The following is a 17,649-nucleotide window of genomic DNA, read 5'->3' as shown; positions in this document are numbered from 1 at the left end:
AGCAAATGAATCCTGCCGTTAACATTGTGTAAACGCCTGTATCGGCCGAAGGAGCCGCAGCCGCTATTACGAGGCCGTTAGCCCCGAATCAAACGACAACCCCGGATGGCAAAAAAGACGATCATCTTACTGGGCTTTGTACTGCTGAAGTTCATCCTGCAGTATGTTCTGATAAGCCTCGCATATGACTTGCACCGGGATGAATACCTGCACCTGGACCAGGCAAATCACCTGGCCTGGGGATACCTGTCCGTGCCTCCTGTTACTTCCTGGATTGCTTTTGTCATCAAGCTGCTGGGCAACGATGTGTTCTGGGTCAAGTTTTTCCCGGCGCTCTTTGGGGCTTTGACCATCGTGGTGGTCTGGAAGACGATTGTAGAACTAAAAGGTAACTTATTTGCCCTGATGCTGGGGGCTGCCGGCGTCCTGTTCTCAGTGCTGCTAAGGCTGAATTTACTCTTCCAGCCGAACTCCCTGGATGTCTTATGCTGGGCGACCCTGTACCTGGTGGTCATCAAGTATATAAACTCAGAAAGCCCGAAGTGGCTCTATGTTGGGGCTGTAGTGTTTGCCATCGGATTTCTAAATAAGTACAACATCGCGTTTCTGCTCATCGGGCTGCTGCCCGCGCTCCTGCTCACGCGCTACCGTACGCTCTTTGTCAGCAAATCCTTTTACCTCGCCGTGTTAGCCGGGCTGCTGCTGGTGCTTCCCAACCTGGTATGGCAATACCTCCACGGCTTTCCCGTCATACATCATATGCAAGCCCTTTCGGAAACGCAACTGGTGCATGTAGACCGGTGGGGGTTTGGAAGATCCCAGTTGCTCTTTTATATAGGGTCGCTGTTCGTGATCGTCGCTGGCCTGTATGCCCTTTTGGTTTACAGGCCTTTCCAGAAGTACCGGCTTTTTTTCTGGGCCTTTTGCTTCACGCTGCTCGTGTTTATATACCTCAGGGCAAAAGATTACTATGCCATCGGCTTGTACCCCATATACATCGCCTTCGGGGCGGTGTTTTTGGGCGATCTGTTGAAGTCCGGCTGGAAAAGGTTTTTGCAGCCGGTAGCCGTCTTGCTGCCTGTGTTGTTATTTATCCCGATGTACAACTTTGTTTTCCTGAATAAAAGCCCTGCCTATATCCTCCAAAACCAACAGAAGTACCAGGCGTTGGGCCTGCTGCGCTGGGAAGACGGCAAGGACCACCCATTACCGCAGGACAACGCCGACATGCTGGGATGGCAGGAACTGGCCCGGAAAGTGGACAAGGTATATGCGGGCCTTCCCGACCCGGGCAAAACGCTGGTGCTCTGCGACAATTACGGGCAGGCAGGGGCGATTAACTACTACACAAGAAATGGTATCAGAGCCGTTTCTTTTAATGCCGATTACATCGATTGGTTTGATTTGGACAAACCCTATTCGAACCTGATTCGCGTCAAAGAGCTTGAAGAAAGGGAAAGCGAGCTGGCAGAGACAAGCCCCTATTTCCAGAACTCCAGCATGGCAGATTCCATCACAAACCCCTTCGCTCGGGAGCATGGCACCACCATTTTCTCCTTTGCAGGTGCCAAAGTGGACATCAACGCCAGGCTAAAAAAAGAAGTGGCGGAAGTGAAACTCGCTGTCGAATAAGGCATCTACCTTTAATGCGGCGAGGCAGCAATTCTAAGCTTTCGGCACGGGCCAAGGGTGAATGATGGCGCAGGCGCCAGCAGTAATTTAAACCGCCGCCAGCCATATATAAAACTGTTTAACCAGCCTCCAGATACCCCATGACAGAAGAAATAAACCAGCCGTTCCCGCCGGCTTACGGCAGCATAGCGGAAGCCACCAGGCGCTCCGGCTTCACGATGGCCTCCGATGTGCTCACCTGCTCGCTGCTGCGCACGCTGGCCGCTTCAAAGCCCGCGAGCAGATTCCTGGAGCTGGGCACGGGCACGGGGCTTTCCACCGCTTGGATCCTGGATGGAATGGATGAGGATTCTACCCTGCTTTCCATAGACAATGACCAGCAGTGTTTAGAAATCGCACAGCGATACCTGGGTGATGACAGTCGTTTGGAGTTGGTGTGCACAGACGGTGGCGAGTGGGTGGCGCAAAACAAGCAGCAGAGGTTCGATTATATATTCGCCGACACATGGCACGGCAAGTACCTGCTTTTAGACGAGGTGTTGGCTATGCTGAACAAAGGCGGTCTTTACATCATCGATGATATGCTGCCGCAGCCCAACTGGCCTGAGGGGCATCATGAAAAAGCGGACAAGCTGATCGGCTACTTAGAATCAAGGGAGGATCTGGTGCTGACCAAGCAGCTATGGGCAACGGGGATAATCGTTGCCGTTAAAAAATAAATGGCCTCCCGCGCCCTCACGCGTATCCTTGAGATTCCTATCTCAATCTCATAAGAGGAAGAGCAGTTATATATGCTGCGTGTTGCCCCGCAACGCATTCGGAAGATATGGGATACAGGCCGGATAACAATAGACTCCCAAAGCTGCTCCAGTTGATATGCGCAGCACTGGTAAAAGAAAATGGCTGCAACAGCAACTGTTGCAGCCATTTTATATATAGGTACATGCTGTCAGGCCTGCTCATTTAAATGCTCCTGAATATGCTGCACAATTTCCCTGGAGGAATCGGCCAGTTGCAGCACCGGGGTGCTTTTTTCAGCTAACGGGAGCTTCGCAATTTCGGCAATGGTGTCCTGGAGGTGAGATTTGGCGTCATCCAGTAGTTGGTTTACTTTTTTCGCAGACCTGCGTGCAGCCAGTCGCAGCTCAATCTCGTCCATGGCAATGCCTGCCAGCTCTTTCAGCGTCTCTTGTTGTGCCTCTGTCAGGTACCGCTGCTTTTGGTCGATGATGGCGAAGGTTCCGATGTTATACCCGTCCATTGTCTTCAGGGGGACGGCCGCGTAAAACCTTAGCCCGAAATCAGAGACAACCAGCGGGTTTGTGAGGGTGCGGGGGTCTTCAATGGCGTTCTCCACGATATAAATATCATCTGAGAGTATCGCCGAGGTGCATAAACCCGACTCAGTGCCAACCTCCCGCACATCTAAGCCGCAACGGGATTTAAACCAGACTCTATCCGTGTCCACCAAACTTACCACGGCAATCGGCATGTTAAAAACTTTAGCCGCCAGCCGGGTCAGCCGGTCCCAACTCCCGTCTTCTGGGGTGTCCAGAATTTCGTAGCGCCTCAATACCTTTTGTCTCTCTTCTTCTGTATACTTCTGGCTCATAAACGTTCAGGTTGGATAAATCATGACGTAGGGTTAGCAGCTCAATGTAAAACGATTTCCTTTGGCGTGCACCTATCCCCTAAAGAAACCGGGATACAGAGTAAAGATAGGGATATATAAGAAGAAAGTAACCTGTAAACGGCTTATTAATAAGGCATTCATTATATGAAATGCTATTTCAGAAGGCCCTTGATTTCGGTTTTCTGCCTATAGAACATACTTTGAAATTTGGTTACTGGCAGGAGAATGAATCTGTTTCAATTGGTCATCAGAAACCACGCTGCCTTTGCAGTACGATGAGTTTGTGGAGCACCTACGATTGCCTGCTCCCTCAAACCGACATTGGAAGGAGCGAGGATATATGCGACTAGATAACCCATTTGCGATATACTTACAAAGTCGAAACATGACCCACCCCCGCCCCTCCGGGGAGGGGAATTTCTCACAAACGGAATTTTATTCCCCTCTTGAGAGGGGCAGGTATTCACGCAGCAGATTTATATATCGCAAATAAGTTATATATACGCCTCCGCTGATGGCTGGTGTCAGGCAGTAGTCAGTTCCATATTGTCTGTCTCATCGATTTGCTGTAACTGCCGCCTTTGCCCCTCTATCTTTTGCACCACCCAGTAGAAGCCAGCCGCTGTCAGCACTGCCAGGATGCCGGTAGCCCACCAGAGCGTGGCGAAGCTATAGACGGAGATGATGGTGGTGCCCACAAACGGCGCGATGACGTGCGCCGCGGCGTAGGAGATGGTGTAGAGGCCCATATAGGCGCCGCGGTTTACGGTGTTGGAGCGCTCCACGGTGATGGTGGCCATAAACGGCATCGCGAAAATCTCGGAGATACTGAGAAGCAGCATCGAGAAATACAGCACGCTCAGGTGTTGCGTCATATTGAGCAGCACAAAAGACACCCCCAGGAAAAGGAGCCCGGTTGCGATGAGCACCTGCTTTTTAATGCGCTCGCCGATCAGGTACACCAGCACCATCTCCAGCAAAAACACGATCATCCCGTTCAGGGCCATCAGCAGCCCAATCTGGCTTTCCGGCAGGTCATATTCCCGCCGCCAGTACAGGGGCATGGTGGAGAACAGCTGGAAAAACATGACGGCGTAGCTGCAGCACAACAGCACGAACAGCAGGAAATACCCGTCGCGGTAAGGGGAGCGCACAGCTGCAGCGGGGACGGTAAGCGTCGCCTGCTGCTTTGGCGGCGGCCGGTGGCCCTGCTGGTTGCGGAAGTACAGGAAAAAGAATATACCCGCTGCGATACAGGTAAGGCCATCGGCCACAAAAAGCCAGCGGTACGAGAGCGCCGCCAGCAGACCGCCCACCGCCGGACCCACCGAGAAGCCGAGGTTAATGGCCATGCGGTTCAGCGAGAAAGCACGCGTCATGTTCTCGGGTTTGGCGTAATGCGCGATAGAGGCGGAGTTGGCGGGGCGCAGGCAGTCGTTCACGAGGCTGAGGATAAACACCCCGGCCGCCAGGTACTCGAACTGCCGCAGGTTGAGCAGCAGGAAGTACAGGCTTCCGCCCAGGGTGAGGCTCACGAACTGCACCTTAAAATGCCCGATACGGTCGGTCAGCCATCCGCCCAGAAAAGAACCGCACACCGAGCCCATGCCATATATACTCAGGATAATACCGGCCTCGCGCAGGCTATAGCCCAGCATATCCGTCACGTACAGGCTCAGGAAAGGCGTCACCATCGAGCCGCTGCGGTTAATCAGCATCACCACAGACATCATCCAGGCGGGCTTTGAGAGGCCGCCGAAGGCGTTGCGGTAGAGGAGGAGGATGCGCTTCATGGGTATATATAAATGATGCGAAAGGCTGCGGCCCGACTATTTATAGCTTTGCCTTACTTCGTGTTAAACTGGTTCATCGTTCGCTCCAGACCTATGGTACCGAAGGCAATCGCCGCCTCCGCCGATTTCTCGATCAGCGTCTGCAGCTCGATCTGCTCGTCGGCGCTGAAGGGGCTCAGTACAAAATCCACCTGCTTGCCTTTGGAGAACGTGTCGCCCACGCCAAAGCGGAGGCGGGGGTAGTTGTTGTGCCCCAGGGTCTGCTCTATATGCTTCAGGCCATTGTGCCCCCCGGGACTGCCTTTGGCCCGTATGCGGATTTTGCCGAATGGCAGCGCGATGTCGTCCGTGATGACGAGCATCTGCTCGGGCGGCAGCTTCAAGCTGTTGAGGTAATGCCCCACCGCTTTGCCGCTCAGGTTCATATAGGTGGTGGGCTTCACCAGCACATAGGTGCGGCCTTTGGTTTTAATTTCTGTTACGAAGGCATGGCGGCCCACGTCAAAGTTGCCATCGTATTTCCGGGCCAGGTAGTCCAGCACCATAAAGCCGATGTTGTGGCGCGTCTCCGCATATTCCGGGCCGATGTTGCCAAGGCCCACAAGCAGGTATTTCATTTGTGTATCGTCGTCAGTTCCGGCAGCTGGCGCTGCTGCCAGCCCCAGCCACTGTTTTAAAGTTTGCAGCATCACTCTTAAGTTGTTGGCTGCGGGTTGTTGATTTTTCCAACCTGAGGTGCAGCGAAAGGATATATGGTTTTTGGGTTGTATCGTTATTTTCAGGAAATGCGAATCAACCATTTAACCATGCGGCCATACAGCCATATATAAACAAGCAGAAACAAAAAATCCTGCCCGGCTTGGAGGCGGGACAGGATTTGATGCTGCTAAGCAACAGGAGCTGCTTATTTCTTGCCTCCGCGGGATTCCTCCACCTGCGCGCTCTTCAGGGCACGTGGTACAGTTACCGTTGCGATTGGGGCATTCGGGTTAGTCAGGATCTCGAAATTCTGTGCCTTCACTTTCGCTACTTTAATCGACTTGCCAAGCTCCAGGTCAGAGATGTCTACTTCTACGTAATCCGGCAGGTTAGCAGGAAGCGCTTTTATCTTCAGGGCGCGCAGCTTCACAGATAACTTACCACCGGCGATCACACCAGGGGATGTTCCGACAAATTTAACCGGGATGTCCATCTTCACAGGCTTGTCGTCCTGCAGCTGAAGGAAATCCACGTGCAGCAGCATCTCGTTCACCGGGTGATACTGTGCGTCCTGCAGGATAGCTCTATAGTGTGTGCCTTCGATATTGAGGTCTACTTCGTATACTTCTGGCGAATAAATCAAGTCTCTGAACAGGATAACCGGCGAGTAGAAGTGAACCTGCTCTCCGTTGCCATACAGCACACCTGGTACATTAGACTCATTGCGCAGCTCTTTCGTCTGCTGCTTTCCGAGATTTGCTCTTTTAAACCCTATAATCTCTAAAGTTTTCATAAAAATGAATTTGTTAAAATATATATGCTACAAAAGTATAGCCTGGTTTGATAGTTAAATTGCTCTATTGTTAAATTGTTGATTCTGGTATATATAATAACCATTTAACAATTAAGCCATTCAACCTTTAAATTGTCCGCTGCTTTTACCGTTGAGAAAACAATCAGCAACCAGCAAACAACAATTAAATAAACAGCGAGCTGATCGACTCGTGGGTCACCACGTTGTTGATCGCCCGGGCGAACAGGTCGGAGAAAGACAAGACCTTGATCTTAGACGTCTCCTGATTTAGCGGAATGGTGTCTGACACCACAAGCTCCTCCAAAACCGAGTTCTGGATGCGCTCATACGCCGGCCCGGATAAGATCGGGTGCGTGGCAATGGCGCGCACCGATTTCGCCCCTTTTTCCCGAAGCAGCTCGGCAGCCTTGGTGATCGTGCCGGCTGTATCCACCATGTCGTCTATCAGCACCACATCCATGCCGTCCACGTCCCCGATTACCTGCATCGAGGCTATCTCGTTGGCGCGTTTCCGGTACTTGTCGCAGACCACCATCTCCGCCCCGAAGTTTTTGGCGAAGGCCCTTGTCCTCACCACTCCTCCCACATCGGGCGAGGCGAAGATCAGGTCATCGCCCAGGTTCAGGCTGCGCAGGTAAGGCACGAAGATGGCGGAGCCATCGAGGTGATCTACCGGGATGTCGAAGAAGCCCTGGATCTGGCCGGCATGTAGGTCGCAGGTCATCAGGCGGTCGGCACCGCAGGACTGTATGGCGTTTGCCACCACCTTCGATCCGATAGAAACGCGCGGCTTGTCCTTCCTGTCCTGGCGGGCGTAGCCGTAATACGGCATCACCACAATCACCTTGTGCGCCGAAGCCCGCTTGGCGGCATCCACCAGCAACATCAGCTCCATCAGGTTGTCCGTCGGCGGAAAAGTGGACTGGACGATAAACACTTCCGCACCACGCACCGACTCATTGTAATGGACGCCGATCTCGCCATCGCTGAAGCGGGAGATCGAGACATCGCCAAGTTTGGTACCATATGCGGCTGCAATTTTCTCAGCTAAGTACTGAGAGGCAGATCCGGAAAAAATTTTAACCTGTGGCATAACGGGTGCTAAAAACTACGTTTAGGTTTGATAATTATGCCTGCAAAGCTACCAAAAATCCTGATGCCCTCCATCAAATAATTCTGATTTTAAATTACTTACGGCTGCTCCATAAGCAAAAAGGAACAACACCCACAGAGGATGCTGTTCCTTTTCTAGTTGTCCGACCAGGGCTCGAACCTGGACTCTTCTGAACCAAAATCAGACGTGTTGCCAGTTACACCATCGGACAATCTCCCGGCGGAATTCAGAACTTTCGTCCTGTTTTCGTTTGGTGATGCAAAGATAGAGAGACCATTTTAAACTGCAAACAATTGCCTGAAAAAATATTTTAAATTGTTTAGTCTAAAATCTGCTCCAGCGCCGTGTCATAGTGTTTTTTCGCCACCGTGATACCCCCGAAAAGGTCGCCGTCTATATGGCAGTCGTGGCCGGTAACGGTGCCTAATTTCGTGAAATTCACTTCCTTATTTTGCAGCGACTGCTCGAAGGCGGCCTGCTGCCCGGGTGCCACGCTCACCACCACGCGGCCCTGGCTCTCGCCGAAAAGATAAGCGTCTTTCCTGAAATTCTTATCCGTCTCCACATCGAACCCGAGCTCCTTCGGCATGGCAGACTCCAGCAGGGCGATATATAAACCGCCGTCTGCCACGTCGTGCGCCGACCGGATCAGCTGCTGCTCGATCACCTCCTTCACGGCTGCATGCAGCTTCAGTTCCTCGTCCAGGTTAAAATATGGGGCGGGGGAGAGCTTCACGTTGTGATACGAGTACAGGTACTCCGAAGAGGCAATGTCGTTTTTCGCCTCGCCCAGCATATAGATAAGGTCACCGGCGTCCTGGAAAGCCAGCGTCATCTTGTTTTTCTTGTCCTCCAGGATGCCCAGCATGCCGATGGTCGGCGTCGGAAAAACAGGCCCTTCGTCGGACGACTGGTTGTAGAAGCTCACGTTACCGCCTGTTACCGGCGTACCGAAGGCCTCACATGCTTTGCCCATCCCTTTGATGGCGCCCACAAAGTGCCAGTACACTTCCGGCACGTACGGGTTGCCGAAGTTCAGGCAGTTGGTGATGGCCACCGGCTCGGCGCCGGAGCATACGATGTTGCGGGCCGCCTCGGCCACGGCAATGGCAGTTCCCTCTTCCGGGTCGGCATACACGTAGCGGCTGTTGCAGTCCACGGTCACGGCGATGGATTTGTCTGTGCCTTTCACTTTCACGATGGCGGCATCCGAAGGGGAGTTTGTCGTCATGGTGGCGGTGCCTACCATGGAATCATACTGGCGGTACACCCAGCGCTTGGAGGCGATGTTCGGGTGCGTCGTCAGGAAGTCGGCCACGGCCTGGTAATCCTCCGGCTCCTGCACCTGGTCGATGTGAAACTTCTTTGCCTCCTGGAAGTAGGCAGGCTCGCGGTACTCGCGGTGATACACCGGCGCGCCGCCGCCCAGCACCAGGTCCTCGGCAGGTACCTCGGCTGCCAGCTCGCCGTGCATGTAGTAGCGCAGCGTGCCGCCCTCCGTCACCACCCCGATCTGCTCGCAGTACAGGTCCCACTTGTCGCAGATGTCTTTGATGGTTTTTTCAGCGCCTTTCTTCATCACGATGAGCATGCGCTCCTGGCTCTCTGACAACAGGATCTCGAACGGCACCATGTTCTTCTGGCGCATCGGCACTTTCTCCAGCCATATATCCATGCCGTGCTCGCCTTTGGCGCTCATTTCGGAGGTGGAGCAGGTAATACCTGCGGCCCCCATATCCTGCATGCCGATTACCTCACCCGATTGGATCACCTCCAGCGTCGCCTCCAGCAGGAGCTTTTCCTGGAAGGGGTCACCCACCTGTACAGATGGCAGGTCATTGGCAGAATCCTCAGTGATGTCTTTTGAGGCGAAGGCGGCGCCGCCCATACCGTCCTTACCCGTGGCAGAGCCCACGATGAACACCGGGTTGCCAACGCCATAGGAAGTGGCAGAGGCTGTTTCACCCACCTTCACGATGCCGGCTGAAAAGGCGTTTACCAGCGGGTTGATGTTGTAGCACTCGTCGAAGAACAGCTCGCCGCCCACCGTCGGGATACCAAAGGCATTGCCGTAGTCGCCGATGCCTTTTACCACACCTCTTAATAAGCGCTGCGTCTTTTCTGATTTTGGGTTTCCGAAGCGGAGCGAGTTAAGCTGCGCGATCGGGCGGGCGCCCATGGTGAAGATATCGCGGTTAATGCCGCCCACGCCCGTGGCCGCGCCCTGGTAAGGCTCGATGGCGGAAGGGTGGTTGTGCGACTCGATCTTAAAACTGCAGGCATAGCCGTCGCCGATGTCCACAAGGCCGGCGTTCTCCTCTCCGGCTTTGGCCAGCATGCGGGGCGAGTCTTTCGGCAGGGTTTTGAGCCACACGATGGAGTTTTTGTAGGAGCAGTGCTCCGACCACATCACCGAAAAGATGCTCAGCTCTGTGAAGTTGGGAGTGCGCCCCAGTATTTGCTTTATTTTTTCGTATTCCTCTTCCAGAAGGCCAAGCTTCTGAGCGGTCTCTACTGTAGTCAGTTGTTGTTCCACGGTATATGGCTTTTGTAACGGAAAAGCAAAAGTATAAACTTCTGCTTTAAGAGTACAGCAGAAGTTTGCGCTTTTTGCCCAGGTGCCCCGTCCGCCACAGTGCATCACAGTAATTTGGAGGGTGTGTGGCTTTTGGCCCGGGCGGGCTTTATTAAAAAAATTCTATGTTTTCTTTGTTCAGCGTGACACTTGCCGCCTGTATATGCGTAAAGAAACCTCCAAACCTTTTTATATCCCTTACATGATGATGACCACTAATCCAGACGTTGTGATTACAACTTGCGGCCGCGAATTAGATTTGAGTAACACGGAGTTGGTGATAGAGCGGTCAAACAGCCTCTTCAGCTACAACATCCACAAGCTGAGCTCCGGCGAGTATATCATCGCAGAGAAATTCTACGCTAACCCTTTTAACAACAGGTATATCCTCCTGAACGATGAGCAGATAGAACTCCTGAAGAACCTGTAGCGGCCCAGCGTAAGTTTTCGGGCTATAATTTGAAAATGGCAGTGTTAATTTGTACTTTCAGTACCTCTATAACAACACTGCTTATAAAAAACCGATACATCGTACTCGTCAGTCTGCTGGGCTCGTCGCTTTCTCCTCCGGAAGCCAACCCCAGCAGAAGAAAGCGCCAAAGGATATGGAGATTACCCACACGAACGTAGCGCAGGGCGACACGACGAAAGTCACGGCCAGTGCCTCCAAAAAGAAGAAGAAGAAAGAACGTAAGCCTTCAGCCGCGAACATCACCATGAAGCGGGACGTGAACCGTGCCACCATTTCCCAGCGAAGTGAGGAAGGGAACCAGGTAGAGATCGTGATCATGAACTCCGGAATCACGCTGCGCAACGTGGAGGATATGCAGATGATTGGCAGCAGCGGCAGCCCCATGTCCTCCAGCACCTATATGTTTTGATAACGTGAACTTCCCTTTTGAAGGGAATATCCGTTTCAAAGCCCCGAACAAACTGGGCACCGTGGTATATGACCGGGAGGTGAGGTTTAAAGTGAACGAGCCGGGGCAATGGACGCTCCGCATAGACCTGTAGTTGCATCATAGTCAGGCAGTAGACACAGAAGCTGCACTGTGGGGAAACATACCTGCGGTGCAGCTTCTGTGTTTGCGTAGTTCTGCCGGGGCAGGAAACGCGCGGCCCAAAAGTTTTTAAAGCCCTGCAAGGATTTATGCGTTTTATCCCTTAGTTTTGCACCCTGAAATAACTCCGTAACAATAGTTAATTAATTTAACAAAGTCAAATGGCGAATATTGGCAGAATTTCCCAGGTTATCGGTCCGGTGGTGGACGTTAGCTTTGTGGGTGATAACATTAAGCTACCAAATATTTTGGATGCCCTTCAAGTGACGAAAGACAACGGCCAGGTAGTCGTACTGGAAGTTCAGAATCACCTTGGAGAAGACCGTGTGCGTACCATTGCGATGGACTCCACTGAAGGTCTGACACGTGGCGCCGAAGTACTTGACCTGGGCGGTCCTATCAAAATGCCGACAGGCGAGGGCATCAAAGGCCGTCTTTTCAATGTGATCGGTGAAGCCATTGACGGTATCCCGCAGCCTGTGAGCACAGGCGGCCTGCCAATTCACAGATCCGCTCCCCGTTTCGAAGACCTTGCCACTTCCTCTGAAGTGCTCTTCACGGGTATCAAAGTAATCGACCTGATCGAGCCCTATGCAAAAGGCGGTAAGATCGGACTGTTCGGTGGCGCCGGTGTGGGCAAAACCGTACTGATCCAGGAACTGATCAACAACATCGCGAAGGCGCACGGCGGACTTTCTGTATTTGCCGGAGTGGGTGAGCGTACGCGGGAGGGAAATGACCTGCTGCGTGAGATGATTGAAGCAGGTATCGTGCGTTACGGCCAAAACTTCATGGAATCGCTGGAGCATGGCGGATGGGACCTTTCCAAAGTGGACCTGGAAGAGCTGAAGGAGTCTAAAGCGACCTTCGTGTTCGGGCAGATGAACGAACCTCCCGGGGCGCGTGCCCGTGTGGCCCTTTCCGGTCTGACGATGGCGGAGTACTACCGCGACGGAGAGCCCGGTTCGAGCGATGCCGGTCGCGATATCCTTTTCTTCGTAGACAACATCTTCCGCTTCACGCAGGCGGGTTCTGAGGTGTCGGCGCTTTTAGGTCGTATGCCATCCGCGGTAGGTTACCAGCCAACGCTGGCCACCGAGATGGGTGCCATGCAGGAGCGGATCACGTCTACCAAGCGCGGTTCCATCACATCGGTGCAGGCAGTTTACGTACCTGCGGATGACTTGACGGACCCAGCCCCGGCCACAACGTTTGCTCACTTGGATGCGACCACTGTACTTTCCCGTAAGATTTCCGAGTTGGGTATATACCCGGCTGTGGACCCGCTTGACTCTACATCTCGTATCCTTACGCCAGATGTAGTAGGTGAAGAGCACTACAACACCGCGCAGCGCGTGAAAGAGATTCTGCAGCGCTACAAAGAACTGCAGGACATCATCGCCATCCTGGGTATGGACGAGCTTTCGGAAGAGGATAAACTGGTAGTGCACAGAGCGCGCCGCGTGCAGCGTTTCCTGTCGCAGCCGTTCCACGTAGCCGAGCAGTTCACAGGCCTGAAAGGTGTGCTGGTGGATATCAAAGACACCATCAAGGGCTTCAACGAGATTATGGACGGCATGTACGACCACCTTCCGGAGTCTGCTTTCAACCTGGTGGGCACCATCGAAGACGCGGTTGCCAAAGGCGAGAAAATGATGGCCGAAGCAAGATAGATTTTATAGTTAAAAGTTAAGAGTTAAGAGTTAAGAGTTGGTAAACCCAATTATGACTCATAACTCTTAACTCTAAACTCTTAACTAATAAAGATGTATTTAGAGATAATCACGCCTGATAAAAAAGTATTTGCGGGAGAGGTCGTAAGTGCACAGTTCCCCGGCACCAATGGCTCTTTTGAAGTGCTGGACCTGCATGCCCCGCTCATCAGCACGCTGGAGCGAGGCAGAATCAGGGTTACTTCCAACACAGGGCAGGAGTTCTTTATGGTGGATGGCGGTATCGTGGAGGTGCTGAACAACAAAATCATCGTGCTTGCGGAGTCCGTGACCGCTTAACCGCTACATTCTACAGCAAAACCAGCAGCGCCTTCTGTTCTATATATGAGCAGAAGGCGCTGCTGGTTTTGTGGGTTTCGACGGCATGCGAACATGAGAGCGCATAGTAAATTATTGACCAGGAGAATAGCGCCTTTGGTGGAGTATGACGTTTTTACCTCATGAAAAAGGTCCCCGCATGGATAGGTTCAACCATTTCCTTTGGGTGGTAATTTATTGTTTTTCCTCACCTCATTCAGATGTAAAATTCACCAAAATGCCAGAGAATCCCGGATGGATCGTGCATAAAACATTCTCTCCCCCAGTCGTACGTGCGGATTGGGGTGAGTCTGACCCCTTTGTACTTTGCTGTCAGATCCAAAGCCAGAAGTTCGTTCCAGTAACGATCAACATCATCCACTTCTAAAAAAATCATCGAATTGTCTACCCAATCCCGGACATACGCATCCTGTAAATAAAACCCCAATCCCTGGGCACTGAAGTAGGACATATCAGGAGCCAAAACGCTTTCCAGAAAGCCTAAGTCCCGGTAAAAGCTCCGGGATAGTTCAAAGTTTTCAGCTCCGATAAAGGGCCGGATTGATCTAGCTTTGTGTTCCATTTTTTTCGTTTAAAATTGCAGGTAACGCATTAGCTAATATAACCTGATCCAGCAGAATTCCAAGCTGTTAATTCAGTCATTCCGATGCCATGTCCAGTGGCAGCCAGGATGTTCTGCATCCTTTCCCTATCGAACGGTCCTATATAAATTGGTTTTCGGCTTGCCTCTTGCCACAAATCCTGCTTACCTTGAGCGCAAATACAGAATCAGCAACATGCCGCAGATACATCCTAAAACCACGCCCATCTACCAAACCTCCGTTTTCACCTTCGAGGACCTGAACGCGCTGGAGCATTACTTTGAGCAGCCGGGGCAAAGCTATATGTACACCCGCTACAGCAACCCCAACTCCGACGAGTTGGCGGAGCAGGTGAATGCGCTGGAAGGCGGGGCTGGTGCGGTGGTAACTTCCTCAGGGATGTCGGCTATACTGGCGGCCATTCTTACGCTGTGCAAAGCCGGTGATCATGTGCTGTGTGCCGAGGAGATATATGGCGGGTCTTCCACCTTGCTGTCGAAGGAACTGACGCGCATCGGCATAGAAGTAACTTTCGTGCCTCCCGCCTCCATATATAGCCTGCAGCCTTTCGTGCAGCCCAACACGCGGCTGCTGCTAGTGGAAACCATGAGCAACCCGCTGTTGCAGGTAACCGATATAAAGCGACTGGCCCTGGAGACAAAAAAACAGGAGATAAAGCTTGTGGTCGATAATACCTTTGCCTCGCCCATTATCACGAAGCCGCTGGCGCTGGAGGCCGATATGGCCATACACAGCGTGACCAAGTACCTGTCCGGGCACAGCGACGTGACGGCGGGGGTAGTGGTGTGCCGGCACCCCGACGACCTGCAGCGCGTGCAGCAGGTGATGATGGTCTATGGCCTGAACCTGAGTCCGTTCGAAAGCTGGCTGGCCGCGCGGGGGCTCAAAACATTGCGCCTGCGCATGCGGCAGCACAGCAGCAACGCACTGGCGATCGCCGGTTTCCTGCAGGCGCACCCGAAGGTGGAGCAGGTGTGGTACCCTGGCCTGGAGTCGCACCCGCACCATACCCTGGCGAAGGAGCAGGGGCAGGGGATGTTCGGTGGCATGATGAGCTTCCGCATCAAAGACGACAGGGAGGCCGTGAACCGCTTCATGCAGGCGCTGCGGCACATCCCGTTTGCCCCGTCGCTGGCCGGTGTCAGCACTTCCGTTTCGTATCCCCTCGGCACCTCGCACCGGTCCCTGAAGCCGGAGCAGCAGCAGACAATGGGTATCACGGCGGGCGTCATCCGCTTGTCGGTGGGCATCGAGGAGCCGGAGGAACTTATTGCTGACCTGGAGCAGGCCCTGGCGGAGGTTTAAAAGCCGGGACGTAAGAGCGTCCGCAACTCTAATGTGTAAAAAACATAGCGGCGCCAGCGCCGGCAGCTAAGTTTTTAGCTTTCTGCTGATGCTGGCGCCGCTTATATATAACGTCGGCGCGAAGGACTTTCGGTTAAGCAACCTCCAGTATTCTTCGCAGGTGCTTTACCACTTTCTCTGCCTCTTCCTCGGTCAGGCTGCTGCTGCTGGGCAGGCAAAGGCCCCGCTCAAAAAGGCTGGCGCTCAGGTTATTGCCATAGTACGGGAACTTCGCGAACAGCGGTTGCAGGTGCATCGGCTTCCAGAGCGGCCGCGTTTCAATGTTTTCCTCTTCCAGCGCCAGCCGCACATGTTCGGGGTGGTGGCCTGCGGGCAGCAATACAGTGGTGAGCCAGCGGTTAGAGAAACAAGCTTTCGGCTCCGGCAGGAACACCAGGTCTTCTATATGCTGCAGCTGGCTTCTGTAGAAGTTGAAAATCTCCCGGCGCTGCTTCACGCGCTTCTCCAGCACCTCCATCTGTCCGCGGCCAATGCCGGCACTCACGTTGCTGAGGCGGTAGTTGTATCCCATCTGGGAGTGCTGGTAAAACGGGGCGTCGTCTTTGGCCTGTGTCGCCAAGAACAGCGCCTGTTCTGCCAGCCGCTGATCTTCTGTGACCAGGGCGCCGCCGCCCGAGGTGGTGATGATCTTGTTTCCGTTGAAAGAGTAGGCGCCTATACGCCCCATCGTGCCCACCTGGTGGCCGCTGTAGCGGGAGCCGAGCGCCTCGGCAGCATCTTCCACCACCGGGATGCCGAATTCGTCAGCCACCGCTATAATCTCTTTTACTTTGGCGGGCATCCCATACAGGTGTGTCAGCACGATGGCTTTCGGGAGCCTGCCATATGCCTGCCTCGCCACAATTGCCTCCTGCAAGGCGCCGGGGCACATGTTCCAGGTCTCTTCCTCGCTCTCCACAAACACCGGTGTCGCACCCATATATAAGATAGGGTTTGCCGAGCGCACGTACGTGAAAGTAGAGCAGAGTATTTCGTCTCCGGGTCTGACGTCGAGCAGCCGGAGCGCCAGGTGCAGGGCAGCCGTGCCAGAGTTAACCGCAACGGCATGGCGGGCATTGGTATGCTGGCAGATGTCATGCTCAAAGCCTGCCAAATTTGGCCCCAGGGTGGAAACCCAATTGTCTTCTATCGCTTTCTGCACGTAATTTTTCTCATGGCCGCCCATGTGCGGTACCGAAAGGAAAATTCGTCCTGGCCTGTAATTCATATAGCTATTTCGTCTGAGCTGGAACTCCGGCGGCACAAAAGCCCCGGTACTATGGGTAATATGGCCGCCCTGGCCGGCTAACACCACATGAGCCGCCTTCGGTGCCTCGCCTCGTTTGCCGATACAAACGCACCCGGCCTGCATTGTGTTGCGGCTACTATGTAGCGGAGGCTTCAGGCAGCAACAGTGGCCTCCGCTAACCGCCAGCAAGTGACACGGCGGCAACCGGTGGGGTGCCTGAAAACGCGCTTTAACTGGCTGCGAAGCCGTAGCCGGAGGGAATGACCCTCCCTACAAAGCTACCCACTACCAAGATGAATATAGTAAAAAAACTGTACAATAAAAGCAGGGAGGGAGATTAATATTCAGAAGGGGCTGCCAAACTGTTCGGCCCCTGAACGGCAGTAGTTCAGGCCTTCACACGCGATCCCTCGAACCGGGGCATGGTGGCATGGCCGACTTTGCTCAAGCCGCTGCCGCTCAGCACCACCGTCACCGTTTTGAAAAGTACAAGAAGGTCTGTTTTAAAAGAGATATGGCGCACATACCAGAGGTCGCAGGCAAAGCGGTGTTCCCAACTGGTGCTGTTGCGGCCGTGCACCTGCGCCCAGCCCGTCATGCCGGGCTTTACATCGTGGCGCCGGAACTGCTCCCGCGAATAGAGCGGCAGGTACGCCATCAGCAAAGGCCTCGGGCCCACCAGGCTTAGGTCACCGCGCAGCACGTTATATAGTTGCGGGAGCTCGTCGAGCGAAAGCCGGCGGATGAGTTTGCCCGCCGGCGTCAGGCGCTGCTCGTCCGGGAGGAGGTGGCCAGCGGGGCAACGCTCCTCCGTCATGGTCTGGAGCTTATATAGGGTGAAGGGTTCGCCCCACAGGCCGGGCCGCCGTTGCCGGAACAGGATGCGCCCGTTGTTCACGCGATACAGCACCGGAACAACCACGAGCAGCACAGGAAGGCTCAGGAGCAAACCGAAACTTGCCCCAACCAGATCCATTATGCGCTTGCCGTACTGCTGGTACATGCTGCCTGTTAATTTTTATGCTGTTTTATTTTCCTGTCGCTCCAGGCTTCAACCTGGTATGGCGGGTTAATTTACGAAT

17 protein-coding genes and 1 tRNA gene are annotated in these 17,649 nt (G+C 53.6%); 8 read left to right on the top strand and 10 right to left on the bottom strand.

Going from position 1 to position 17,649, the window contains the following annotated elements; all coding sequences use genetic code 11:
* The first annotated feature begins 105 nt into the window (after positions 1-105).
* Together ABD920_RS19200 and ABD920_RS19195 are read left to right on the top strand one after the other, a co-directional pair.
* Entirely contained in the window at positions 106-1,632 is a 1,527-nt protein-coding gene (locus tag ABD920_RS19200; RefSeq protein ID WP_345161268.1) for a glycosyltransferase family 39 protein, read from the top strand.
* Between the two features lie 140 nt (positions 1,633-1,772).
* Complete coding sequence (locus ABD920_RS19195) at positions 1,773-2,351, top strand: O-methyltransferase (RefSeq protein ID WP_345161266.1); 579 nt, start codon at positions 1,773-1,775, stop codon at positions 2,349-2,351.
* Between the two features lie 230 nt (positions 2,352-2,581).
* On the opposite strand, the gene ABD920_RS19190 is transcribed toward ABD920_RS19195, so the two are convergent.
* The 7 genes from ABD920_RS19190 to purL all read right to left on the bottom strand — a co-directional run bounded on the left by ABD920_RS19190 (position 2,582) and on the right by purL (position 10,221).
* Positions 2,582-3,244, bottom strand: a complete 663-nt coding sequence (locus ABD920_RS19190) for a GAF domain-containing protein (protein ID WP_345161264.1) — start codon at positions 3,242-3,244, stop codon at positions 2,582-2,584.
* A gap of 545 nt (positions 3,245-3,789) precedes the next feature.
* A complete protein-coding gene (locus tag ABD920_RS19185) occupies positions 3,790-5,058 on the bottom strand; it encodes an MDR family MFS transporter (protein WP_345161262.1) in 1,269 nt (422 codons plus the stop codon).
* A 53-nt stretch (positions 5,059-5,111) separates the two neighbouring features.
* Positions 5,112-5,675, bottom strand: a complete 564-nt coding sequence (gene pth, locus ABD920_RS19180) for an aminoacyl-tRNA hydrolase (protein ID WP_345162365.1) — start codon at positions 5,673-5,675, stop codon at positions 5,112-5,114.
* A 287-nt stretch (positions 5,676-5,962) separates the two neighbouring features.
* Positions 5,963-6,550, bottom strand: coding sequence for a 50S ribosomal protein L25/general stress protein Ctc (locus ABD920_RS19175; protein WP_345161260.1), 588 nt, complete (start codon positions 6,548-6,550; stop codon positions 5,963-5,965).
* A gap of 184 nt (positions 6,551-6,734) precedes the next feature.
* A complete protein-coding gene (locus tag ABD920_RS19170) occupies positions 6,735-7,664 on the bottom strand; it encodes a ribose-phosphate pyrophosphokinase (RefSeq protein ID WP_345161258.1) in 930 nt (309 codons plus the stop codon).
* Positions 7,665-7,823: 159 nt separating this feature from the next.
* Positions 7,824-7,896: transfer RNA gene (locus tag ABD920_RS19165), tRNA-Gln, on the bottom strand.
* Between the two features lie 108 nt (positions 7,897-8,004).
* Positions 8,005-10,221, bottom strand: a complete 2,217-nt coding sequence (purL, locus tag ABD920_RS19160; protein WP_345161256.1) for a phosphoribosylformylglycinamidine synthase subunit PurL — start codon at positions 10,219-10,221, stop codon at positions 8,005-8,007.
* Positions 10,222-10,489: 268 nt separating this feature from the next.
* On the opposite strand from purL, the gene ABD920_RS19155 reads away from it, so the two are divergent.
* From ABD920_RS19155 to atpC, 5 genes are all read left to right on the top strand, one after another.
* Entirely contained in the window at positions 10,490-10,690 is a 201-nt protein-coding gene (locus tag ABD920_RS19155) for a hypothetical protein (protein ID WP_345161254.1), read from the top strand.
* A 175-nt stretch (positions 10,691-10,865) separates the two neighbouring features.
* Entirely contained in the window at positions 10,866-11,141 is a 276-nt protein-coding gene (locus ABD920_RS19150) for a hypothetical protein (protein WP_345161252.1), read from the top strand.
* A 4-nt stretch (positions 11,142-11,145) separates the two neighbouring features.
* Entirely contained in the window at positions 11,146-11,274 is a 129-nt protein-coding gene (locus ABD920_RS19145; protein WP_345161250.1) for a hypothetical protein, read from the top strand.
* A 208-nt stretch (positions 11,275-11,482) separates the two neighbouring features.
* On the top strand, positions 11,483-12,994 hold the full coding sequence (gene atpD / locus ABD920_RS19140) for a F0F1 ATP synthase subunit beta (RefSeq protein ID WP_345161248.1): 1,512 nt from the start codon (positions 11,483-11,485) through the stop codon (positions 12,992-12,994).
* 93 nt (positions 12,995-13,087) lie between these two features.
* Positions 13,088-13,333: an ATP synthase F1 subunit epsilon gene (atpC, locus tag ABD920_RS19135; RefSeq protein WP_345161246.1), complete on the top strand. Its 246-nt coding sequence runs from the start codon at positions 13,088-13,090 to the stop codon at positions 13,331-13,333.
* A 235-nt stretch (positions 13,334-13,568) separates the two neighbouring features.
* On the opposite strand, the gene ABD920_RS19130 is transcribed toward atpC, so the two are convergent.
* A complete protein-coding gene (locus ABD920_RS19130) occupies positions 13,569-13,934 on the bottom strand; it encodes a VOC family protein (RefSeq protein ID WP_345161244.1) in 366 nt (121 codons plus the stop codon).
* Positions 13,935-14,148: 214 nt separating this feature from the next.
* Here ABD920_RS19130 and ABD920_RS19125 point away from each other — a divergent pair, with 214 nt between their 5' ends.
* On the top strand, positions 14,149-15,279 hold the full coding sequence (locus tag ABD920_RS19125) for a trans-sulfuration enzyme family protein (protein ID WP_345161242.1): 1,131 nt from the start codon (positions 14,149-14,151) through the stop codon (positions 15,277-15,279).
* 133 nt (positions 15,280-15,412) lie between these two features.
* On the opposite strand, the gene ABD920_RS19120 is transcribed toward ABD920_RS19125, so the two are convergent.
* Both ABD920_RS19120 and ABD920_RS19115 read right to left on the bottom strand, forming a co-directional pair.
* Entirely contained in the window at positions 15,413-16,546 is a 1,134-nt protein-coding gene (locus tag ABD920_RS19120; RefSeq protein WP_345161240.1) for an aminotransferase class I/II-fold pyridoxal phosphate-dependent enzyme, read from the bottom strand.
* 409 nt (positions 16,547-16,955) lie between these two features.
* Positions 16,956-17,570 (bottom strand): sugar transferase, encoded by a 615-nt coding sequence (locus tag ABD920_RS19115; RefSeq protein WP_345161238.1) that lies wholly within the window; start codon positions 17,568-17,570, stop codon positions 16,956-16,958.
* Positions 17,571-17,649: the final 79 nt, after the last annotated feature.

It is taken from the genome of Pontibacter saemangeumensis, assembly GCF_039541895.1.
In the GTDB taxonomy this organism is placed as follows: domain Bacteria; phylum Bacteroidota; class Bacteroidia; order Cytophagales; family Hymenobacteraceae; genus Pontibacter; species Pontibacter saemangeumensis.
Note: the sequence above shows the minus strand (reverse complement) of the source record. Positions and strands in the feature narration are given on the sequence as shown.